14 protein-coding genes and 1 tRNA gene are annotated in these 22,950 nt (G+C 35.1%); 6 read left to right on the top strand and 9 right to left on the bottom strand.

Annotated elements, in window-relative coordinates; all coding sequences use genetic code 11:
• Positions 1 to 106: 106 nt before the first annotated feature.
• Positions 107 to 778 carry a hypothetical protein gene (locus A3EM_RS45215; RefSeq protein WP_020533908.1) on the top strand — a complete coding sequence of 224 codons (672 nt, stop codon included), beginning with the start codon at positions 107 to 109 and terminating at the stop codon, positions 776 to 778.
• Here A3EM_RS45215 and bshC read toward each other — a convergent pair.
• Complete coding sequence (gene bshC / locus A3EM_RS0140230) at positions 773 to 2,332, bottom strand: bacillithiol biosynthesis cysteine-adding enzyme BshC (RefSeq protein WP_020533907.1); 1,560 nt, start codon at positions 2,330 to 2,332, stop codon at positions 773 to 775. The genes A3EM_RS45215 and bshC overlap by 6 nt on opposite strands.
• Positions 2,333 to 2,477: 145 nt before the next feature.
• Between bshC and A3EM_RS0140225 the strand changes: the two genes are divergently transcribed.
• On the top strand, positions 2,478 to 2,960 hold the full coding sequence (locus tag A3EM_RS0140225) for a hypothetical protein (RefSeq protein ID WP_157638315.1): 483 nt from the start codon (positions 2,478 to 2,480) through the stop codon (positions 2,958 to 2,960).
• Between the two features lie 49 nt (positions 2,961 to 3,009).
• On the opposite strand, the gene A3EM_RS0140220 is transcribed toward A3EM_RS0140225, so the two are convergent.
• The 4 genes from A3EM_RS0140220 to serA all read right to left on the bottom strand — a co-directional run bounded on the left by A3EM_RS0140220 (position 3,010) and on the right by serA (position 12,334).
• On the bottom strand, positions 3,010 to 3,558 hold the full coding sequence (locus A3EM_RS0140220) for a TOL_0243 family YfiR-like periplasmic protein (RefSeq protein WP_020533905.1): 549 nt from the start codon (positions 3,556 to 3,558) through the stop codon (positions 3,010 to 3,012).
• A gap of 540 nt (positions 3,559 to 4,098) precedes the next feature.
• On the bottom strand, positions 4,099 to 9,045 hold the full coding sequence (locus A3EM_RS46815) for a fibronectin type III domain-containing protein (protein WP_020533903.1): 4,947 nt from the start codon (positions 9,043 to 9,045) through the stop codon (positions 4,099 to 4,101).
• 599 nt (positions 9,046 to 9,644) lie between these two features.
• Positions 9,645 to 10,256 carry a pseudouridine synthase gene (locus tag A3EM_RS0140200; protein ID WP_020533901.1) on the bottom strand — a complete coding sequence of 204 codons (612 nt, stop codon included), beginning with the start codon at positions 10,254 to 10,256 and terminating at the stop codon, positions 9,645 to 9,647.
• Between the two features lie 185 nt (positions 10,257 to 10,441).
• Positions 10,442 to 12,334, bottom strand: coding sequence for a phosphoglycerate dehydrogenase (gene serA / locus A3EM_RS0140195; protein WP_020533900.1), 1,893 nt, complete (start codon positions 12,332 to 12,334; stop codon positions 10,442 to 10,444).
• Positions 12,335 to 12,648: 314 nt separating this feature from the next.
• On the opposite strand from serA, the gene A3EM_RS0140190 reads away from it, so the two are divergent.
• Entirely contained in the window at positions 12,649 to 12,897 is a 249-nt protein-coding gene (locus tag A3EM_RS0140190; protein WP_157638314.1) for a hypothetical protein, read from the top strand.
• A 183-nt stretch (positions 12,898 to 13,080) separates the two neighbouring features.
• Here A3EM_RS0140190 and A3EM_RS0140185 read toward each other — a convergent pair whose 3' ends face one another.
• The 4 genes from A3EM_RS0140185 to pdxH form a co-directional block, all read right to left on the bottom strand.
• The gene (locus A3EM_RS0140185) at positions 13,081 to 14,826 is read right to left on the bottom strand and encodes a hypothetical protein (protein ID WP_020533898.1); all 1,746 of its coding nucleotides are present in this window, start codon (positions 14,824 to 14,826) and stop codon (positions 13,081 to 13,083) included.
• A 231-nt stretch (positions 14,827 to 15,057) separates the two neighbouring features.
• Positions 15,058 to 15,131: transfer RNA gene (locus A3EM_RS0140180), tRNA-Pro, on the bottom strand.
• Positions 15,132 to 15,236: 105 nt separating this feature from the next.
• Positions 15,237 to 16,487: a dipeptidase gene (locus A3EM_RS0140175; RefSeq protein WP_020533897.1), complete on the bottom strand. Its 1,251-nt coding sequence runs from the start codon at positions 16,485 to 16,487 to the stop codon at positions 15,237 to 15,239.
• Positions 16,488 to 16,707: 220 nt separating this feature from the next.
• Positions 16,708 to 17,346 carry a pyridoxamine 5'-phosphate oxidase gene (gene pdxH / locus A3EM_RS0140170; RefSeq protein WP_020533896.1) on the bottom strand — a complete coding sequence of 213 codons (639 nt, stop codon included), beginning with the start codon at positions 17,344 to 17,346 and terminating at the stop codon, positions 16,708 to 16,710.
• A 357-nt stretch (positions 17,347 to 17,703) separates the two neighbouring features.
• Between pdxH and A3EM_RS0140165 the strand changes: the two genes are divergently transcribed.
• From A3EM_RS0140165 to A3EM_RS0140155, 3 genes are all read left to right on the top strand, one after another.
• Positions 17,704 to 20,985: a two-component regulator propeller domain-containing protein gene (locus A3EM_RS0140165; RefSeq protein WP_020533895.1), complete on the top strand. Its 3,282-nt coding sequence runs from the start codon at positions 17,704 to 17,706 to the stop codon at positions 20,983 to 20,985.
• 332 nt (positions 20,986 to 21,317) lie between these two features.
• Positions 21,318 to 21,971: an ABC transporter ATP-binding protein gene (locus A3EM_RS0140160; RefSeq protein WP_026210893.1), complete on the top strand. Its 654-nt coding sequence runs from the start codon at positions 21,318 to 21,320 to the stop codon at positions 21,969 to 21,971.
• Positions 21,972 to 22,006: 35 nt separating this feature from the next.
• Positions 22,007 to 22,918, top strand: coding sequence for a lysylphosphatidylglycerol synthase domain-containing protein (locus A3EM_RS0140155; protein ID WP_157638313.1), 912 nt, complete (start codon positions 22,007 to 22,009; stop codon positions 22,916 to 22,918).
• Positions 22,919 to 22,950 lie beyond the last annotated feature (32 nt).

Here is a 22,950-nt window from a genome sequence, read left to right as displayed (position 1 = left end):
AATTAATCATCTGAACTAAGAATGTTCGGAAATAATTTAACTCACTTTTTTCAGTATTACCTTCTGCTGAAAATATTTTTTAAAATATAATTTTTTCAATAGCTTAATGTATTTTCACAAAGGTATTATTGGACAAGCTGTTTGGTTTATTTTAAAAACCTTATTTTTCTTTTTTCTCCCTTTCATCTTTTTAATTAGAGGAGCGGTTTTTTCTTATACCTATTTTCATCTCAACACCTGGATTTGCTTATTCATCAGTATGGGAATTACCCTGCTGCTCATTGTGGCATACCTGGCTTTTTTCCTGAAAAAAATTAAATATAAAGGCAGGATCACCACCCGAAAAGTTAAAGCATTATTTTCTGTATTAGGCATTTGCCTTATTTTATTTTGTGGTTATAATATATTATATCTATCGCCTAAAAATGCCCAAAGTTCGGCTGTAAAAGAAGAATTTACCAGTCTTCACCCATTTTTAAGGTTGGGAGTAAGTACCATTCTGTTTCTCGATCATGATTTGCTCATCAGCGATATGTCCAGAACCAAAAATGATTATGTAAAAATGGGCCTTAAAGTCAATCATCATTCCCTCCATTACATCCAGGCAGATGGCTATGCACATGCCATGGATATCAGAACCAGCCAGAGACATACAATCCGGAATTTCCTGGTAAAACAATATTTTAATTTAATGGGTTTCACCACATTGAGGCATGGGGGAACAGGAGACCATTTACATATTTCCCTTCCAACCTACTCCAGACCTCATGCTTTATGAATCCTGTAATATCAAGAATTCGAAGTGAAGGGGATCGAAGGCATCTTTCAATTTTTCAATAAACTGCGGATCATTCAGGTAAAAATTCATGAAATTGTCTGTCCGTTCCTGAAGGCTGTTATCTGGAAAAAGCTTGGACTTTAAATTAAGCAATTGGTTTACAGCCGTACTTTGATTATTCTCTTCCGACTTTTTAAGCCTTTTTCCAATATTCTCCACCTGCTTAATTGCCTTTTTAGATTCTGCACCAATAAAACCCTGAAGGGACTTATCTACTAAAGCTGCTTTTTTTGCAATATCCTCAAACACTTGTTCCAAGGCTGAAATATTTTCGCTCAAATCAATTTCTCCCTCAGCATTTCTTTTCAAAAAATTATCTTTTAGTTGGTTTTCCTCCAGGAATAGCTCACTACAGTCAACAGACAATTTATCTATTTTTTTACAATTGGATTTGTTTAGATATAGCGCAAAATTTCGTGGCACCAACATTGGAAATTCTACTCCGTAATGATCAAATACCCCCTTTAGCTGGAGCCAGTAACTCAATTCTCCGGGGCCTCCAATATAAGCCAGGTTAGGTAAAATGATTTCCTGATATAAAGGCCTTAAAACAACATTAGGACTATACCTTTCAGGAAATTCCTCAATTTCCTTTTCAATTTCTTCTTGGGAAAATTTTATTTCGGAATTTAATACCTGAAAATATTCCCCTTCCTTTTCAATTCTTTCTCTTATTCCATCCTTGTGATAAAAGAAATTGATTTTTCGTGGAAAAACCTGAGTTTTATAGCCTGCAGCTTCCAGTTTTTCATTCGTTTTCTCAACAGCACTATTTGCATGATGGTGCAATAAATCATCATAAATAACATTCCTAAATTCGGACTTTAACCGGCTGTCATCCGCATCAAGGATAAGCAAACCCTCCTCTCCAAAAAGTTCATTCACATAATACCTGGTGGCATCTGTTAAATTTTCAAAGCGTGTATACGCAGTTTTAAAGAAATCTGGTAATTCCGAAATTTCATTTAATATATGGTCTATCCCATTCAGGTTTAATTTCCCTACAGCCCCAGTTGGATTCGGATGTTCCCAGGTATATTTTTTACCGAAAAGGTTAAAATAGCTAATCTCTTCAAAGTCGTGGTCCTCTGTCGCCATCCAATAGATTGGAATAAAATTAAATTCAGGATATTGATGTTTTAATTGCTTTGCAAGATTGATGGTAGAAACAATTTTATAAATAAAATAAAGTGGGCCGGAAAAAATATTTAGCTGATGACCTGTGACTACCGTAAATGTTTGTTCATCTTTTAATAATTCAATTTGACTTGTTGGAACATCAGATGAAATTTTTTGATATTGATTTTGTAAAACCTGTGCCAAAATTTCCCTTTTGACTTTCGAAAAACTTTTTCTCTCTATCTGCCGGGCGAAGTTTTCTATTTTCGGAAACTCATCATAGAAGGGTTTAACTTCCTTATTTTCAGATATATAATCAATAAAGATTGGATTAAACTGGTTTGTTTGTTCGAAAGGTAAATTGGTTTTTCTCATCGAATTCCTTTAGTATCTGTTCAAAATTTTGATTGACAAATGTACAAGGCAAAAATCTTTAAAATTGTTTCATTTTCAGAAAAAAAATAGATTTGATTGAATATTTTAGAAAAATACCTGATCATCAGGGCAAAAATGAAATGGAATGTTTTATAGAATAATTGCTTGTATTAGCTTTTTTGTTTTGTTTTTATTTAATATCGGTTTCTTTTTTCTTAAAAACTTTCAGGTTATCGAGAGTCAAAAGCAAAGAAATCACTATAAACTAGGCCAATTCATCAAAAAAAACATTCCTGAAAACAGTAAGGTAATTGGTGATCCTTTATTCTTTTATGCAGTAATTGGAGCAGGTTCAGATTATCAGTATTTTGATTTATTCAGTACGCTGGAGGAAAGAGAATTGAATCACAGGGAAAATTACGATTATGATTACCTGATTATTTCCGAACAAACCAAATTGAGAAATATTGGGATTGCGAATTACTATTTAAAAAAAGCCGAATTTGATACCGTGGCTACCTTAAATCTACCACAAACTGAATTAAGCCAGTCTATTAATAATTCAGGGTTGGTTTCTGAAATGGAAAAAAATGGATATTCTTGTGTAATTCTAAAAAGGTTGAAATAAAAAAACCCAGGCAAAACCCGGGTTCTTATCATAGCTGGTTGTTTGTTTGTTAAATTAAAATGGCTACTTGCTTAAGTTGTCCTGAAACTTTAAGACTTGCTTTTTCCAAGGCTTCAAGATTTAGCTCAAATCTTAATTTATTTCCAACTTCGTGGAAATTAATAGTACTTCCTTTTTCACCTAAACCATTTTTGTCTGTGATTAACAAGGTGTTTTTACCCTCAAACTGGTCAATTAATGACTCAAGATTTTTACTTTGGTATTTGGGTAAAAATAAAATACTGCAGTTTTCTACTTCACTTGTAGACTTAAACTTTACGACTTTAATTGGCCTGTTTTTTCTTTTTCTTCCCTCAAAAGATTGATTAAGGGTAGCATACATTTTATCATCATTAAGTACGCCAATCACAAAATCCTCTGTTGAATTGTCGTCCGGCCATTCGATGTACCTGGTGAAATGATAAATAAACATTCTACGTACCTGATAACCGTCTTTAAATTCACCCTTAGTTTGTGAAAATGATGTGCCAAACAAGGAAAGAGCACAAATTGCAGCGAGAAGAACAGTCTTGATAAATTGATTGGAAAAATTTTTCATCTTTAATTATTAAGTTGCGTTAGTTTTTTAATTAAATTGCTTTTAAATTATTTATAAATCATTAAGAAAAATTTAAGCCACGGTTTTCAACTGTTAACTTAAAGATTTTTAAGAGAAAAATTTCATGTAACTTTCCCTCCAGAATTGTAAGAATTATTTTGCAAATCAGAATTCCTTTAAAGGTTATTATTTAACTCCGATAACCTTTTTATTAAACATTTTTTACTTTTTAATCCTGAAATAAAAAGTGGACTATTCTTCAGGATGCATAAAAAATTCCTTTATCCTTTAATTAACCAATGAATATTTTTACTGTGAGGGGTTGTGAGAGTTAAATGTTGGGGATGAATTTCAAAAAGAATTTAGTGCAATAGCACTAAAGATCACTTAAGTAACTTTTTTTTAATTCCATGAAATGAAAACACAGGTGAAGTGGCAAAAACATCCTGTATTTTTTTCATTTTGAGAAGCATTTTTTAATTATTAAAAAATAAGGAAGAACTTATCCTAAAAAAAACAAACTAAACCCAATTCTATAGTTTAATTCTTTATTATTTTTTTCACTAATTTGATGTTTTCAGAAAATATTTGAAGGATATAAATTCCTTTAGGGAGTGGGGAAAAGTCAAACTGGAAAGATAGATCCTGAGGGTGTAATTCTGTACTTTTGATATTTCTTCCTAAATTATCCAGAATGTTAATCCGCTTACTTTCATTAATTCCATTCGGAAACTTAATATAAATCATTTCTGAAACCGGATTTGGAAATATATCAATATGAAGGAACAAATTTTCCTCTGATATACTGGTGATTAAAGTTTTAAAACTTAATACATTAGAATATCCGGATTCCCCAAATTCGTTCGTGCACTTTACCCGGTAATGGTAGGTGGTGTTTGGTGCCAAAGAGGAGTCCAGGTAAGTTAATACTGTATTAGGCAGAGATTTTATTTTCTCAAAATTCAGATTCTGATCTTTACTTCTTTCCAGGATAAATTCTCCTACTTTGGTTTCTGTACTCTCCCAACTTAGATAGACCCGATTATCAAAAAGACTATCTGCTTTTAATCCAAATGGAGTGGATGGAATTGGAGCCCCAACCTTAATAGAAACTTCGTTCGACCACCTGGATTTCCCTTCATTATACACAGCAATCACACGATATATGAAAAAATCACCTTCCATTAATCCCAAATCGGAGTAGGAAGTAACATTTTCCTTAGTAAAATAAAGGGAATCAAACTGATTTTCATTATCAGTTGCTCTTTCAATAATGAAACCTAATTCATCTTCCCCATTATCCTGCCATTCCAACAAAACTGATGTAGGAGATAAATTAGAGACCCTCAGGTTAGTAGGCCGTTTAAATTTTTCAGGTAAAGTTTGAATCTCCAAAACCGGTGAAGGCTCAGAGTTTCCCCCACGGTTAAATGCCTTTATCCTGTAAAAGTAATTTAATTCAGGAAAGAGATTTTCGTCCAGATAAAAGGTTGAATTAGCAGGAAGAGTATCAATAATAATAAAATTGTTTGTATTCAATTTCGACCTCTCCACAATAAAACCATCTTCATTGTCAGATAAATCCTTCCATAAAATATTCGCTGAGAAATCATTTTGAAAATTACTAGATAGTCCTTCCGGAGCAGTTGGAATAGTAGGAAGGGAAACCGCATAGGCTACATTGGAAGCAGGAGAAATGCCTGCAGGATTTATTGCCCTTACTATATAATAATAAGACTGCTCTGGTTCAATATTACCCGAATCAATAAAAAACTCTACGCCTGCCTGTAATGTTGCGATTGGTTCAAACTTGAGGCTGTCACCAACTGAGCGATCAATAATAAAACCAGATTCATTTTCAGATTGATCCTTCCAGGAAAGCATCATTTTACCAAAGACCACAGGCGCTACTTCTAAATCTTTGGGGGAATTAGGTACTTTTTCCAGGGTTTTTACCGATAAAACCCCGGATGAGGATTCCCCACCTAAATTCACCGCATTTACTTTAAAAAGATAGGCACTGTTTGGTTCAAGGTTTTTGATTTCAGTGGAAGTTTGGTTTTTCTCTACCGTGTCGATGGCATAAAATTCACCGCCAGGAAAAGAGGCTATTTCAATAACAAAAGAGTCTTCATTATCAGAATTATCCTTCCAGGAAAGCAGAAGGGTATTTTGGGTAATATTTGAGGCCTGCAGGCTATCCGGGCTATCCGGAAGTTTTGGAAAGGTAGTGTTGTTTAATTCACCGGAATAACTAAACCCGTTCTCTCCTATCACAGCCTTTATTCTATAATAATAAACCGCTAAAGTATCCAGATTCTCATCTACATAGCTATTTACATCACTCTCCAAAAAGGCAATTTCCTCAAAATTCTCATTATTTCCTTTCGATCTTTCCAGAATATAACCAGATTCTATGTCAAAAATATCATCCCAGTTTAGGTCTATCTGGGATTGAGACAACACCTTACTGGAAAAATTAAAATTCAATGGGATTGTACAAATTTCCATTGACCATGAATCCAACTGACCTCCGTCTGCATTTTCCTTGTCAAGGATAGCCAATTTCCATATTCCCCCTGAAAGTTTTCCATTTAATGCAGAAAGCTTCTCAATTGGAATATAAATTTCACCTTTGTCAAGCGGACAAATTATTTCTCTCACAGAACTATTATCATCAAACCCAATTGAAAAATCCTTGTTGTTATCACAACTTCCTGAAAGAAGTTTAACCTGCTGTCCATCGGGGTGAATGATTATAAATTCCAAATCACCTACATAAGCATGGGTTCCTTTAATGGAAGAAATCCGAATGGCCTGAATCTGACTATAGTTTTGGACATCTAAATTAGAGTAAACCACACCTGAAATATTTTCAGGAATAACCACGGGTACATTACTACTAACCAGCTCTTCACAAGTAGTTTTTACTGTTTGAAACTGGTGAACACTGGAATATTTACCCGGACCACAAATATTTTCTCCCCTTACCCGCCAATAGTATTTGGAGTTGCTTTCCAGAAATCCGGGAAAAGTAAAACTTGTGGTATCAATTTGATTAAATAAATATTCTATGGAGGTAAACCCGGAATCTCTTGTAATTTCCAACTGATAGTCATTTTTGCCGTCAAGTGGTTTCCAGGAAAAGGCGGGTTGGGTACTGACCTCAATTCTTGGATTTACCGGGTGCACCAGGCTAACTATTCCCGGATTATTACTGCTTAAATTTAGGGATATCTTTTTTTCCTGAGTTTCAAAAGCAGATGAAGCCAACAATTTAAAGATATACTCACCTGAAAGTAAAGCGCTTCCAGTATCTGAAACAATTAGTTGAAGATTAGCAGGAGGGGTAATCTTAACGTCAGTAAAATTGCTGGTTAATCCCTCCGGAAGGGAGTCCACCTTAACTTTTACAGAATCCTTAAAATTTAGAACAGGATTTAAATCGAGGTTAAATACAGCTGTTCCAGGAATACAAATGTAATTGGTATCCGGGATTACGGTAAAGGAAAATGTAGGTGGAGTAATGGCAAAATCCTCATCGGATATGTCAAAGAAAATATGATCTGCAGCTTCAATTTTAATCCTGGCATTTTTGGTAATTTTAAATGGAATGTTTACGGATTCCAAACCATCGTTGACAGTATTTAAAGCAAGTGTATCTTCAAAAGTAAATCCTCCATCAACTGACAATAAAATATTTACTTTTTGACAATTTACAGGCCCATTATTTGTGCCTGCAGGATCCCAGCTTATACTAAAATCCGTTCCTGCTTCAATTGAAATAGCTTCATTCGGGCTGGTAACTACAAAGGGTCCGGCATTGTCAGTAGCTTTTAGTTTAATGGCCTTATAGGAAATTCCGCCTTTTCCATCTCTTACCGATAATCTAAAATTTAAATCTCTGGTATATGTGGGTAAAATTTCTCCAATAGCCACTTCATTCTCAATTATACTTTCAATTTTAGGAAATGATCGGTAACCCGATTTTTTAGGGGAAAAAGATCTGAAAATTGGCGCACTTCCTGAAGGCTGGTCCCATTCTCCTGAAGGGCCAAGGTCAAACTGTTCCCAGCAATAAGTTAAGGGATCATTTTCCACATCAGTAGCAGTGCCATTTAATTGAAAAGGTGTGAAGGCAGGGATTACTAAATCCTTGTAGAAATCAAGTGATTGTATTTCGGGAACCGAATTGGGAATACTTATTACCTCACCACAATCTTTACCGGCTCCTTCGGTAATAAACTGGTGAATTTCTTCAAAACTAATGCTATGAAAATAGGGATCACTATTCATCTGAAGATTTGGAGGACAAATACCGGCATATCCCATAATGGTTGAGCCACTGGCAGGTTCATAAGCAGTGTCCTCGTTTCTAAGACAAGAACTATTCTGGGTATGATGGGCCCCAAACTGGTGCCCCAGCTCATGAGCAAAAAAATCTACATAGAAAGCATCTCCAATTGGATTTTCTGTACCTGAAGCCCCCGCAGCTTTCTGGTTAGTACAAACAGAACCAATATAGGCATCACCAATTTTTCCCTTACCAAACACATGGCCAACGTCATAATTATCAAATCCGATAAGATTATCAATAGTTGTCTGGTTTTGACTCACCATAAAAGAACCTTTACCATTAGAATATGGATCAGTGGCGGGATCAAGAAAAATTAATTTATCATTATCGGCCACTAATATCAATCTGATTCCCAATTCTTTTTCAAATATCCCATTCACCCGGTTTACCGCTGTTACAATGGCAGCTAATACACTTGAGGTTGTGCCTCCATGAAAATCGGAATACTCCCCTGTAGCGGCTACTGCCAGGCGGTACACTTTCAGCTCTTTGCCAGTACTAAATTCACTAGCGGATAATAGTTGAGAAGGATGGTGCCTGGCAAGCTCTCCATATAAGCCTTCTTCCCAACCTTCATGGTGATTTAGAAGGGAAAATCCAGATTTTTTATACGATTTATAAATATTCTCCTCCCCACTGTCTTCGGCAGGGTTAATAAAAACAGTTTCCTGATCTTGCTGAATCGTAGCATGAAGACCATTGGGAGAAACAACCATTCTGATTTCAATTCCTGGATTACTTTTTCCTTTTCCCTTAAAAGTCTGGATTTCCGGAAACTTTTCCCTCAAGCCAGACTCCATCATTATTGATTCTTCCAGAATAAATGGTTCAAATTTCCCATCGGGCATAGGGAAAGAAAGTTCTTTTTGATAATCAGACCTTCCTGAAAGCAAAAATTGTAATTGGAATGGCTGAAGTTTAAAAGTAGCTGCATCTGCAAATTCCTTATTAAAGGAGGGCGATTGAACCTGAGTTTTTACTGAAGTGGATGGTGAAGCTATTAGAGTCCACGGGTTATTTGTTTGCCCATTAACCTGAGGTGTACAAAAGGCAATAAAAACAATAGCAGATATAAAAAATCTTCTATTTAAATATTTCAAGAATGGAGCACTATAAGAACATGCCTTCATTAGCCAGTGAATTTCAAGAATCAGACTAGTTCATATTTATTGAACCATCCATTTCTTTTAATACAGATTTATCCAGGAAATCCCTAAAAAATCCAATGAAGCGTTTTAAACTTTTACTAATAGGTGAAAAATATCAGTTAATAAATTTTCAGAATGGAAAAAAAACTGGACTGAGCCACCTCATGCTTGAGGATCTATCCCTAATTTTTCTGCAAACTGAACTTCCTGAACCTGACAAAACGCACTAAGGATAGGCGGTTTGCTGCTATTTTCAGCCTAAGGAAATAAGTTTTAATCACTTCAAAAGAAAAATCAAAAATCTTATTTGTCAGTTAGAAATTATTTGGTGTTGGTTAAACCGCAAAAAGGAAGATAGTAAATAGCTATGTTAGAATGAACATAGCGCTTAAGAAGACTTGGGTAGTATTTTTAATAATTATTTGTGAAAATAAACATATAGAATGAAATCACAAAATTTAGTAAGTACCAGAGTTCCTTTCCGGGTATTTTATTGTTGAATAACCACCTCTCATTATCAATCAGTTGAGGCATTTATAATGATGGTTATTTCTGTCCAACCACTTACTTATAGCCGAAAATTAATTATGTCTGGGCAAAAACTTTTGGTAGGCCATTCTTCTGGGAATTTCCAGGACATCACCCGGCTGCATACTTCCCAGCTCAAATTTACCAATTGCCACCCTTATTAGTCTTAGAGTAGGGAATCCAACTTTTGCAGTCATTTTCCTCACTTGCCTGTTTTTGCCCTCTGTTAATTCCAGGGAAAGCCAGGAAGTCGGGATATTTTTTCTAAACCTGACAGGAGGGTTTCTTTCGGGCAGTTTTTCAGGAGTCTCTATGGCCATAGCCGAAGCAGGTAAAGTTCTATATTGGGATTTATTCACCTTTATTTCCACCCCATTGGCAAGCTGTTCCACCGCCTGTTTGGTAATTGCACCATCTACCTGTACCCAGTATTTTCGCTTATGTTTAAAAACCGGATTGAGTAATTTGTGATTAAGGTTTTTATCATTGGTAAGGATAAGCAAACCTTCGCTATCCTGATCGAGCCGGCCTACGGGATAGACATCTTTTGGGAAGGAAAAAAGCTCTCCCAATGTAGCCCGACCATTGTCATCGCTAAACTGAGAGAGCATTCCATAAGGCTTATAAATGACAAAATACTGGTGTTGTGCTGAAAAATCTGCCATTTATCTTTTTAATTCTGGTAATGATAAAAATAATAATTTCTACTTTCTACTTGTTCTTTTTACTCAATACTTGACTAGCCGTCCACTTTTTTTTCATTGCGTAGCGCTGCTATGCGCCTCAAAAACGCATCATCTTAAGCAAAAACAACTGTGTATAAATGTAGATTTAATTTTTTCAACCTTACTTAGTATAAAACTCTGAATTTAATGGTATTTTCAATTGCCTTCAAATCCTTAATTAATGCCTTATCATATTCCTTATCAATATCAGTAATTACATAACCAATTTTCTCATTGGTTTTAAGATATTGTCCCACAATATTGGTATTATGCTTAGCCAATACATTGTTGATTTTGGCCAAAATACCAGAAACATTATGGTGGATATGCAATAATCGGTGGGCATTTTCCAATATTGGCAACTGTAAATTCGGAAAGTTGACACTATTAAATGTATTTCCAGTATTTACATATTCTATAATTTTTCCTGGAACAAATTCTGCGATATTATGCTGAGCCTCCAAAGTACTTCCACCAATGTGTGGTGTTAAAATTAGATTAGATAAGCCCACTAATTCGGAAATAAATGGTTCGGAATTATTTTTAGGTTCTTCCGGGAATACATCTACACCAGCCCCTCTTAATTTACCACTTTTCAGGTTTTCAGACAATGCTTTTATATCCACAATTGAACCTCTTGAAAGGTTAAGCAAAATTGCTCCTTCTTTCATTTCCTTAAACTCTTCTTCTCCAATTATGCCCTTATTGGAAGCCCTTCCATCCACATGCAAACTGATGATATCAGACACATTGAGCAATTCTTTCAAGGTACTGCACTTTTTGGCATTACCTAAAGCCAGTTTTTCAACCAGATCGTAATAATAAACTTCAAGTCCCATACTTTCAGCCAGTACAGAAAGCTGGGCGCCAATACTACCATAACCAATAATCCCCAGTTTCTTGCCTCTAATCTCGAAGGAATTCGTGGCCGATTTGTCCCATTTTCCGGCATACATGGCTCTGATTTTATCCGGAAGATTCCTCATTAACATGATAATTTCCCCAATCGCCAATTCCACTACACTTCTCGTGTTGCTATAAGGAGCATTAAAAACCACCACACCTTTTTCCATACAGGCATCCAGATCGATTTGGTTTGTACCTATACAAAAAGCTCCAATAGCCATTAATTTATTGGCATTTTCCAGCACCTTTTTAGTGACATTGGTTTTCGACCGAATTCCCAGGATTGAAACATCCTTAATTTTTTCTGCCAATTCATTTTCATCCAATGCACTACTCACTACCTCTACCTGGTACCCTTCAGTAGAATAAATGCCTTGTGCCTGTGGATGAATATTTTCTAATAATAAAACTGTAATCCTGTTTTTGGGGTAAGAAATCGCCATGGGTAATTTATTTACATACAACACTTCATCAAAACTTGGAGCCACATGATCCGCCTTTGCAGAAATATGATCCCTACTTACATTTTCAGTAAATGCATAAAAACGATCTGCCAGACCAGCTTCCCGAATTTGGTAATCTGTATAACCGTCACCTATTACATATACATCACCATTAAGGTTCAATCCTTTCATCACTTTTACCTTGCCATTGTCACCGGCTAAAGGATTATTTTCATCGAATCCGGAAATATTTCCTTCCTCATCGAAGGTAAAGGTATTGGCATAAATATTCTCTTCCTTCACTCCAAACTGCGTAACAATTGGAGCAATAAAATCCTTAAACCCGTTTGAAATAATTAAAACATGGTCAGGATTTTTCTCAAAAAACACAGCATTTCTAAGGATGGAATCCGAAACTTTTTCTTTTAATCTGGTTACTAATTCGGATAAATGATCTTTATTAGCTTTTATTAAGTCAACTCTTTTCGACAGCGCTTCTTTGAAGGAAAGCGTACCGGACATCGCCTCTTCAGTAATTTCTTTTACCTTATTGGAAATCTCTTCCTGAGCCGAACTGCCCTGATAAACGATTTCACATAGCTCGTCCAGTGCTTCTACTTTGGTAAAAGTACTGTCAAAATCAATAATAAAATACTTGTTCTTATCCATTACAATTTAAAATTAAAACACTGATAACCAGATTTTTGAGAGTTAGTTATTAGAAATGGTTAAGGTTTTAAGGAATTAAGCAGGGCTTAATTTGGAAGTGCAAAGCTAAAAAGGTTTTTCCTAATTAGTAGTATTTACTTATATAAATACACATTAGATTACCCAGAATACGATGAAAGGGATTTTTAGGAAATTTTTGTAAAAAGAAAAAGACGAATCCTCAAAAAATATCACTTCACTCTTAAATAATTGTGAAGCATTAAGCAGTGAATTCAATCTTGCCGTTAATACCCTACAAACTTAAAACTAACAAAATGAACCCGAGAGAATTCGAAAAACTTCCATTAAATAAAAAAGGTGAAATTGTATTTCCAAACGGGGAATATATCAATGCGATAAAGCACGATAAATTTGATGTAATGCTATACAGGGTGGCTACCAATTTCTACGAAGTCTGGTATAATCCCAAGAGCCAGCTTGTACACGATATCGCTCCTGCTAACCATGAACGATTACATTTATACTCGAAAGTAGATTTAACCGGCTTACTCAAAGCCACATGACAGGTTTAGTTTTAATAATAGCAAAAGGCACTTCCGATTTTCGGGAGTGCCTTTTTTTTAAAAATTCAAAAAACTTTTAATGAAAAAAATAACGGCTTAGAATTGAAAGTTTAGTATATTCATGACGGGAATATTTTAAATACTATTAATAAAATTAGCTTTAATTTTCTAACTAATTTTATTTTATCTATTCTTTTTTTTCCATAAGACCGATTTATTAGATATTGGGAAATTAAATTTTAATCCTATTTCTCCGGTAGTTACTTTTTGAAAAGTTTTATCATTTGCTTGAATCTCTAAAATTTTCACTTTGCTAAATTTTTTATTTTTTTCCACAAAAATTTCATCACCAATTTTTAATTCTAAATTTGAAATATTCACTATACAAACTTCTCCATTTTTAAGAATTTCTTTAGGTTCATCTATAAAAATTAAATTCTCAGGTTTAAATTCAATATATCCAAAACTTAATAAACTATTTCTTGCCTCTTCCTTCGTAAGAATCTTATTTTCAATATCTTCAAAAAGATTAAAAAGTTGCCATGTAGATAGTAATCCTCGTTCATCGTTTTCAGCATCTACCATCTGATCTTTTGAAAAAGGAGGATTTTGTCTTTTTAAAGGAGGCAAATATCTTTGGTGATTAACAATGTAAAGCGCGTAAACATCAAATTTATTACGGTCCCTACATCTTCGATGCTTCACTTTGGAAATTTGACTACAATCGGAATCAGTTGATGTACCACCAATACCTTTACACTCAATTATTAACAATCCTTCCCCATTTTCTAATTCAATTTGGATATCCTCCTCTAATGGATTTGACATTTTATTCTCCTCATCAAAATTAATAACATTTCTAAAACCTAACCATTTAAAAAATTTAATTAATGCATCAACTAATTTATCACCTGTTCCTGTTAACAATTCATGGAGATATAAATATTTATTTTTATTCTGGGCTATTTTATTTTCAATGGTCTTTATTTTAATATTATGTTCATTTTCTAATTTTTTCTTTTCCTTTAGAAATTCTCCATGGTTAGGAAGCCAATATTTTTCATTTTCTCTCCATAAAAAAGTTGTAGAGAAAGGAAATAAAGATGGATAAATATCTGGGGCTATTTTAGAAAAAAACTCTTTTAAAAACTCTCCTTTATTCTTTATTGGTGGAAGATATAATATATCCCTATTTTCCTCTAAATCAATAAATGAAACAATATCATTGTCTAAATTTTTCAATAAAGGTTTAAAATTGGGATCAGGAAATATTGAATTATCTTTTCTAATCGTAGGTTGGAAAAAAGTTTGATTATAATAACAAGATATTATATGTTTTTCCAAAAGAATTTTCATATCATATTTAATATTTTCCACTATAAACTCTTTACCACTTAAAGGTTGGTCTAGTGGAACGTAATCTGCAAAAGAATAAATATTATGCTTTTTTTCGCCAATTCTTTTAGCACCGTCCCTTGATATCACAATATGTTCATATTCAACTTCATAGTTTTCATCTGTAAATACAATTATTAAATGCTTTCGGCTTTTTATTTTATTAAAAATTTTTCTTAAATTAAAACTACCAAGAGGCTTTGGATTAAATATTTTTTCAGGAAAATAGCTTAGTAATTTATATTCAAATTTTCCATAATGGTTTTCCCTTATATGATCCTTTTCATTATATTCAATAATTTCGTTATCCTCTAAGTTTATTATAAAAATGTCATATTCATGTGCATTAACAGGAAATTCATAATTTGGCAAAATATAATGTTCATCATATTTTGATTCATTTGGCACTTTTATTCTTTTTCCAAGAGATCCAGAATATATATTAAGACCAGAATCTGAAAGGAGCTTTTCAACCTCAGGTTCTAAATCTATACAACAAACTCTTGGTCGTTCTTTTATTTTTACATTTTTCATCCCAATTTTCTCTTCTTGATTTTTTGTCGACTTTAAACCCTCTTTAATATTTCTCTAATCTAAGATTACAAAGAAATCAATAAAATATTCATTTTTTATCTCAATATAAACCCAATCCAGTAGAAAATTTTTAAATTCTCATAAAAAATAAAAGTGTAAGCTATGGTGTAAGCTGGAAGGCAACAAAAAACCGTAAGCAATTAAAGATCAATCACTTACGGTTTATATATGTCGGGGCGACAGGATTTGAACCTGCGACCACACGCCCCCCAGACGTGTACTCTACCGGGCTGAGCTACGCCCCGAAAATTTTGGTTTGCAATACTAATTCAAAAAATTAGTTTCGTCAAGTGCTTTTGAAAAAATCCCGAAACTTAATTCGGGATTTTCTTTACTTCAAGTTAATATTTTTAGCTTGCTGCTGCAACATTTTGTACTTCTTTCCACACCCTGAATACATTTTTGTAGCAGATTTTTTCAATATCCTCAGGGGAATATCCTCTTTTTAATAATTCGAAAATCAAATTTGGATATTGGGAAACATCTTTTAATCCCACTGGAAGGGAATCCCCTACCCCATCAAAATCGGAACCGAAGCCTACATGATCTACCCCAACCAGACTCACTACATGGTCAATATGGTCCGCCACTTTCTGCACGGTAGAATAAGGAGGATTCTCACTGTTCACTTCAGCTATAAAGGCCGTCACTAAAGAATCTCCGTACTCCAGGTTATTTTCCTTCATATAAGCCCTCACCTTGGCTCTATTGGCTTTTGATTTTGCCTGCAATTCTCCATCAATAAAAGTTGATCCAAAATTAATCTGGATTACGCCTCCGTTTTCACCCATCACTTTAATCATTTCATCATTCATATTTCGCTGAAAACCAGGCGTATACTTTCTGCAGGAAGAATGAGAAGCAATCACCGGAGCTTTGGTAATTTTCATCACATCATAAAAGGCACTATCTGAAATATGGGAAACATCTACCATAATCCCTACATTGTTCATTTCTGCCACTACTTCTTCCCCAAAAGGACTCAGGCCATTCCATTTATATGTAGAATCATAGGAGGAATCACAAATCTGGTTATCCTTGCTATGGGTAAGCGTGATATAACGAATACCCCTTTCATAGAAATAACCCACATTGGCGATATCGTCCATGATAGGCGCACCATTTTCCATCCCCATCGGCATGGAAATAATTCCTTTTTTAAAATTTTCCTCCACTTCCTCTGGGGTTTTGGCCAGGGCAAATTTATCCGGATGTTTTGTGGTAATATCCTCAATAATGTTAATTAAGGAATCGGCCAGCGATTTGGCGGTGCCATTCAGTTGCCTGGAGGAAGGAATATAGATAGACATAAATGGTGCATCAAGTCCGCCTTCTTTGGCCCTTACATAATCAAAATTTCCTTTTTCTGTTCTTTGGGAAACATCTTCCAGGATTTTTTTAAACCGAAACATTTGAGTCACCAGTCGAAATGGCAAATCCACATGGCCATCTACAATGATAAATTTTTTGGCCAGACTATCGGCCAACTCCATAGATGGCTCTAAAGCCGTTTCTTCCTCCACAACGGATTGTTTCTGCTGAGAACAGGAAAAGATGAACAACCCGATAAAACATAAAATTACAGTGTTTAGCTTATGCATGATGTTTTTAATAATTGTTGTAAAATAATTAATTGATAGTTGTACGGAAAAGGCTTTTCTGTATTGGTTGAGTGTGCAGTGGTGGCTAAAAATTTCAATTAGCCGGGGTTTTTAGATAGTAACTGGCAGGCAAGTTATAAAAATCCAATTATAAAAAAAAGGCAGAAAATTTATAAAAATAAATTCTCTGCCGCTTTTAAAACCTTCAAATATGCCATTTTTAGGGAGCCAACCTGCTGATTTCCCACTCTCCATTTGGAGATAGTTCAAATAGAATTCTATCATGTAACCTGCTTGGTCTTCCCTGCCAAAACTCTATTCTATCCGGATTTACCCGAAAACCACCCCAATGTTCCGGCCTGGTTACTTCCTTATTTTTAAATTCTTCGGTTTTTGTTTTCACCATATCTTCCAAAAACAGCCTGTCAGGAATTTTCTGGGATTGCGGGGAAACATGCGCTCCAATTCGGCTGCCAATCGGCCTGGAATTAAAGTATTCATCAGAAACAGAAGCAGAAACTTTTTCCACCTTTCCCTCAATCCGTACCTGTCTTTCCAGCTCTGCCCAGAAAAAATTCAGGGAAACAAAGGCATTTTCCTTTATAGCATTCCCTTTTCTACTGTTGTAATTCGTATAAAACACAAAACTTTTTTCCTCCACCCCTTTCAGCAACATCACTCTTGAGGAAGGCCTGCCTTCTGATGAAACTGTAGACAATACCATAGCAGTTGGTTCCAGACACTCAGAACCAATAGCCTCCTTCATCCAGTTATTAAATTGTACAATCGGATCCTTATCTACATGTAGAATATCCAACTCCCGGAGTGAATAATCTTTCCTGATATCAGCAACATTCATTTTATACTAAATAAGCTTTAAATCGTTAATACTTGTGTTTTTGGCCTTGTGGCCATCAGCATACTAAAGTGAAATTGTAATAGATTTTTTGATTTTAGATTTTTTCTCTTGTTACAAAATTTATAGTCCTTAAAAAAATCTTTTAAAGATAGTTTCACCTGATTATTTATACCAATGATTTTTGTCAATCCTATTTATCAAGACAAGGTTTATAGGATTATTGTTTAAATTTTTATTGACTAAAACTCCCTGATGCATTGACAGTAAAAAGGGTTCAACTAAGCACAATTGCTATTATTTCTGAGAAAAAGTAATCTCTCTATCAGTCTTTTATGGCAAAATAATACACGATTAATTTTGAATTACTACTTAATAGCTTTATTCATCTCATTTATCACCTGTTCTCATCTTCAGGGTCAGCACTATAATATTCGAAAATTTTCGAGTAAGGATGGATTAGCCCAAAATCATTGTCTCACTGTGGCAATTGATTCTAATGAAAATCTGTGGGTAGGGACCTACGAAGGGGGAATTAGCAAATTTAACGGGCATACCTTCCAAAGTTATAACCAGAGAGATGGCCTTTCCAGCAGTTTTATATTCGACATCAATCAACAAAATCCTGAGGAAATCTGGTTTGCCACAGCCAATGGAATTTCCAATTTCAATGGACAAAGATTTGAAAATTACCTCACCAGTGATTTCAATTCTGTAAAAATCAGGTCTCTGGTTTTTTCGAAAGATAAAAAACTATGGTTCTATCATGAAGACGATGGATTGGGATATATTGAAAATCAGGGTGTGGTTTACCTCAACAATGAAAATCTGTATGACCTGACCGTATCTGAGTTATTTATAGACAAATCCGGGAAAATTTGGATCGGGACCTATGCACAGGGACTATATATTCTGGATGGAAAAGATTTATGGCATTATTCCTACCACAAAGGCTTAAAAAGCAATACGGTTTATAGCATTTATCAGGAAGATAATGGGAATGTAATGGTGGGTACCAACCTGGGAATAAGTTATTTCAATGAATATTTAGAAGAAAAAGCTACTCCTTTCCCCCAATTAGATCAGGAAAAAATCCATACCATTTTTAAAGATTCCAAAGGAAAAATGTGGTTCGGTACAGAGTCAGGCGCATTTGTATTTGACCATCAGGAATTGAAAGTAATTAATGAAAACAATGGATTAGCCGATTTAATTCTGGACATAACTGAAGACCATGACGGAGGCTTATGGTTTTGCTCGAACCGGGGACTATTCAGGCTTAATAACTTTGCCTTCACCACTTACAATACCACCAACGGACTGAATGATAATTTAATATGGTCTTTGGCCTTTTCCAAAGATGGAACCTTATGGTCCTGTTCAGAAAAAGGCGTAAATATACTACAGGGAAATACTTTCAAAGATGTCCCCAATTTGCCTCGTGCATTGGAAAGCTCCCCCAGCCCTGTGATAAGTGATAAAAATGGAAATATTGTCATTGGAGCAGTTTCGGCTATTTATGTATTTACTGAAAACCGATTTAAAAAAGTACTAAATAAAACTACAGAAGAAAATGAGTTTTACACCACTGCTTTTGAAAGGAAAAACGGAGACTTGTTATTTGGAGGCACTAATGGAGTAAGTGTGTATAATGGAGAAGAATTTAAGACACTTATCCACAGAGATTCCCTCAATGGCAGACACGTAAATGCTATAGAAGAAGATCATTTGGGGAGACTCTGGCTGGCCACTGAAGGAGATGGAATTTATATCTATGAAAAAAATGGTAACCTCAAAAATTTAAACCGAATTCATGGAAATATCCCCAACAATGTAGTCAATTCCATTCTGATTGATAGTAGAAAAAACATTTGGTTTGGAACCTCCGGAAATGGCATTTGGAAAATTCCAGATGCGGATGAAAATAGCACACCCATAGGATTTGAAGACCTTAGTTTAAATTCCAGTAATATTTATTCCATTATAGAGGATGACAGTGGTAATATCTGGATTGGCACAGACAGAGGATTAAATGAATTATTGATTCTTCAAAATGACTATGTTAAGGTGAAATCTTTTGGAATAGCAGAAGGCTTTCTTCCACTCGAAGTCTGTAATAATTCCGTAGCCAAGGATTCTTTAGGTAACATTTGGTTTGGTACTGTAGAAGGAATTGTAAAATTAAATCCCAAGGCTACCATATTAAGCGAGCGGCCTGTTCATACTACTTTTACCGGGATCAAATTATTTTTTAAGGAAATGAATTGGGGGGAATTTGCTGAAAATATTAATACCTGGAATAATCTTCCCAAAAACCAGACGCTGGAATTGTCATATGAAGAAAACCATCTGCAGTTCGATTTTATAGCCACTGGATATTGCATTCCTGAAAAGATAAAATATCAGTGGAAACTGCAGGGATTTGATAAGGACTGGTCACCTGCCACCAGAACAAATAAGGCTATTTACCCAAATTTAGAACCGGGAAAATACACCCTTCAGGTGAGGGCTTCCAATGCTGCTGGAATTTTCAACGAAAATCCTAATGAGTTTTCTTTCCTGATCACCAAGCCATTTTACCATACAGGGATATTCTGGACTTTACTTATCCTGATTTCCATCTCTGTGTTGCTTTTTTATTACAAATTGAGGGTAAATAAACTCAAGGAGAATCAACAAAAACTGCAGCGGAAAGTTAGCCAGAGAACTCAGGAAATTGAAGAACAGAAAACGGAAATTCACGCACAAAGTAAGAAACTAAAAAAGGCATTCGAAGAGATAGACAGGAAAAATCAGGATCTGGTGAAAGTAAACCAAAATGTGCAAAATAGTATTAATTATGCACGAAAAATCCAGGAAGCCATCATGTTTTCCGATGAAAAAGTGAACAGATGTATCCCCGATTCATTTATTTTTTTCAAGCCCAAAGAAGTGGTAAGCAGCGATTTTTACTGGGTAAAAGAATATGAGAATTATATCTTTATTATTCTGGTCGATTGTACCGGGAATGGAGTTCCCGGAGCATTTATGTCTCTTATCGGCTATGAATACCTTACCCAGATAATTGATTTAAAACAAGTGAACGACCCTGCGGAAATCCTGAATGAATTAAACAAAAAAGTAATTAAGGAACTTCGTCATGGTGGGGAAAACAGCCTTGTAGATGCCCTTGATGTAGCCATTTGCAGAATAAACAAACAAAATAATGAGCTGAAATTTTCAGGAGCCAGAAGGCCTTTAGTTTACATTGAAGATGGCAAAATTAATCAGATAAAAGGAAGTTTTTCGAGTGCAGGGATCAATATGAATCATGCGCAGGTCTCCTTCACCAACTCCACCATAAAACTCAGCCCTGAAACCTGTGTATATCTTTTTTCTGATGGATACCCCAACCAATTTAGCAAACATGGGGAAAAATTTAAAATCGGGAATTTTAAAAAGCTCCTGCTGGACATCCATCAACTTAAGTTTGAAACTCAAAAAGAAAGGCTGCAACAAAGGCTTGAAGAATGGTCTGGAAATACCGGACAATTAGATGACATCCTTATTTTAGGTTTTAAGTTCTACAACACGAATATGGAGCCCCAATTGAGCAACCTTAAAATCAAAACCCTAAACATCATCAAAGGTTCAAAGAAATAACCTTGTAAAGTTGAAAAAACTAATCCAGCTTTTCCCCATTTATTTTTGTACAAGACGATTCCTTTTTAAAGCACATGGCAATGTTACCCAACAAATAAGCAAAGACAAAGTGAGCAAAAAGAACAATTAGAAAACGGATGCTATTATTATTTTATCTTTACTAAATGCCATTAGGGAAGAAATATCAGCTATAAATCTTAAGCTAAATTTTGTCCTGTCAGATTTGGTTTTCATATTTGCCGGGAACTGTGACTAACAGCAAACCTGCTTTGGGTCAGCAGCTTTTATTTGATTTAGGTATTGACAAAAAACATAAATTATCTTTCCCGGGCATGTTAAAAGCAGAAAATATTAAAAAGGATTATGGGAGCCTTCAGGTTTTAAAAGGAATAGATTTAGAAGTAAAAGAAGCTGAAGTAATATCAATTGTGGGGGCCTCTGGAGCAGGAAAAAGTACACTTCTACATATTCTGGGGACACTCGATAAGCCAGATTCAGGAAAGCTTAGTATCAACAACTCTGAAATCTCTTCCCTGAATGGTGATGATCTGGCAAAATTCAGAAATCAACATATCGGTTTTATTTTCCAATTCCATAATTTGCTTCCGGAATTTACCGCCTTTGAGAATGTTTGCATGCCTGGCCTAATTGGCGGTAAAGAAAAAGATAAAACAGAGGAATATGCACTGCATCTGATGGACTTGCTTAACATTTCTAAAAGAAAGGCCCACAAGCCATCTGCCATGTCGGGAGGAGAACAGCAAAGAGCTGCCGTAGCAAGATCTTTAATCAACAAGCCTTCTATCGTTTTTGCCGATGAACCCAGTGGAAACCTCGATTCAAAAAATGCGGAAGAATTACACCATTTATTTTTCAAATTAAGGGACGATATGAAACAAACCTTTGTGATAGTAACCCATAACCCCGATTTTGCAAAAATGGCAGATCGCACAATCGAAATAGCAGATGGAAAAATCCTGGGTTAAAAATCTTCCTTTCAACCTGCATAAAGTCTGAGATTTTGATAAGATTTTTGAAAAAGCCCTGGGTTAAATTTACTCTAAAAGCCCTTTTCTCATTAGCAGCACTTTTACTGGTTTTTCGAAAGCTTGATTTTAGGGAAATGACTGAAACTATTTTTCAGGCACATATCGGCTTTTTTTTCATCGCCCTGATAGGTTATCATTTTTCCAAAATTGTTTCTGCCTTTAGGCTAGCCCGGTTTTATGAAATTGCCGGATTTTTCCCAACTACCATGTTTAACCTCAAATTATATTATGTGGGAATGTTTTACAATCTCTTCCTTCCCGGAGGAATTGGAGGCGATGGTTACAAGATTTTCCTGATTAATAAAAAACAAAAAACACCTGTAAAACCACTTTTGAGTGCCGCATTTCTCGACCGGCTTAGTGGTCTTTTTGCACTAATTTTTATTGGTGCCGGATTTTATCTGCTAAAACCTTTTGAAGATTTACCTGAATTTATTTTATACCTTGCAATGGCCGGAATAATTATGGGGATTCCGGCCTTTTATTTTTTATTTAAAATGATTTTTAAATCATTTTTGGAGGCATTTACCCCGACCCTTTTACTTTCGTTTGGAGTTCAGGGCATCCAGGTGGTTGCTGCTACTTGCCTGATGCTCGCCCTGGAAATTAATGAGAACTACATTCCGGTTATTTGTCTTTTTCTGATTTCATCAGCTGTATCGGTTTTACCCATTTCTGTGGGAGGAGCCGGAGCCAGAGAATTAGTTTTTTTCGGAGGTGCTGCACTTGTTGGAATAGACCAATCTTTAGCGGTTGCCTTTTCTCTGCTTTTTTTCTTCATTACCGCCCTTGCTTCCCTCAAGGGTTTCTTTTTCACTTTTAATCTGGAAAAATCCTGGGAAATCAAACAGTTTGAAGAATCAAAATCAATAAAGGTCCCATAATTACAACGGAAACTTACAGTACTGAAATTCAA

It is taken from the genome of Flexithrix dorotheae DSM 6795 (assembly GCF_000379765.1).
Taxonomy (GTDB): domain Bacteria; phylum Bacteroidota; class Bacteroidia; order Cytophagales; family Flammeovirgaceae; genus Flexithrix; species Flexithrix dorotheae.
Note: the sequence above shows the minus strand (reverse complement) of the source record. Positions and strands in the feature narration are given on the sequence as shown.

Excerpts from the sequence above, each read along its gene's own strand:
- A3EM_RS0140225 (WP_157638315.1), top strand. The coding sequence starts at position 2,478 with ATGTTTTATAGAATAATTGCTTGTATTAGCTTTTTTGTTTTGTTTTTA.
- serA (WP_020533900.1), bottom strand. The coding sequence starts at position 12,334 with ATGGATAAGAACAAGTATTTTATTATTGATTTTGACAGTACTTTTACC.
- A3EM_RS0140220 (WP_020533905.1), bottom strand. The coding sequence starts at position 3,558 with ATGAAAAATTTTTCCAATCAATTTATCAAGACTGTTCTTCTCGCTGCA.
- A3EM_RS0140190 (WP_157638314.1), top strand. The coding sequence starts at position 12,649 with ATGAACCCGAGAGAATTCGAAAAACTTCCATTAAATAAAAAAGGTGAA.
- A3EM_RS0140185 (WP_020533898.1), bottom strand. The coding sequence starts at position 14,826 with ATGAAAAATGTAAAAATAAAAGAACGACCAAGAGTTTGTTGTATAGAT.
- A3EM_RS45215 (WP_020533908.1), top strand. The coding sequence starts at position 107 with ATGTATTTTCACAAAGGTATTATTGGACAAGCTGTTTGGTTTATTTTA.
- A3EM_RS0140175 (WP_020533897.1), bottom strand. The coding sequence starts at position 16,487 with ATGCATAAGCTAAACACTGTAATTTTATGTTTTATCGGGTTGTTCATC.
- A3EM_RS46815 (WP_020533903.1), bottom strand. The coding sequence starts at position 9,045 with ATGAAGGCATGTTCTTATAGTGCTCCATTCTTGAAATATTTAAATAGA.
- A3EM_RS0140160 (WP_026210893.1), top strand. The coding sequence starts at position 21,318 with ATGTTAAAAGCAGAAAATATTAAAAAGGATTATGGGAGCCTTCAGGTT.
- A3EM_RS0140200 (WP_020533901.1), bottom strand. The coding sequence starts at position 10,256 with ATGGCAGATTTTTCAGCACAACACCAGTATTTTGTCATTTATAAGCCT.
- pdxH (WP_020533896.1), bottom strand. The coding sequence starts at position 17,346 with ATGAATGTTGCTGATATCAGGAAAGATTATTCACTCCGGGAGTTGGAT.
- bshC (WP_020533907.1), bottom strand. The coding sequence starts at position 2,332 with ATGAGAAAAACCAATTTACCTTTCGAACAAACAAACCAGTTTAATCCA.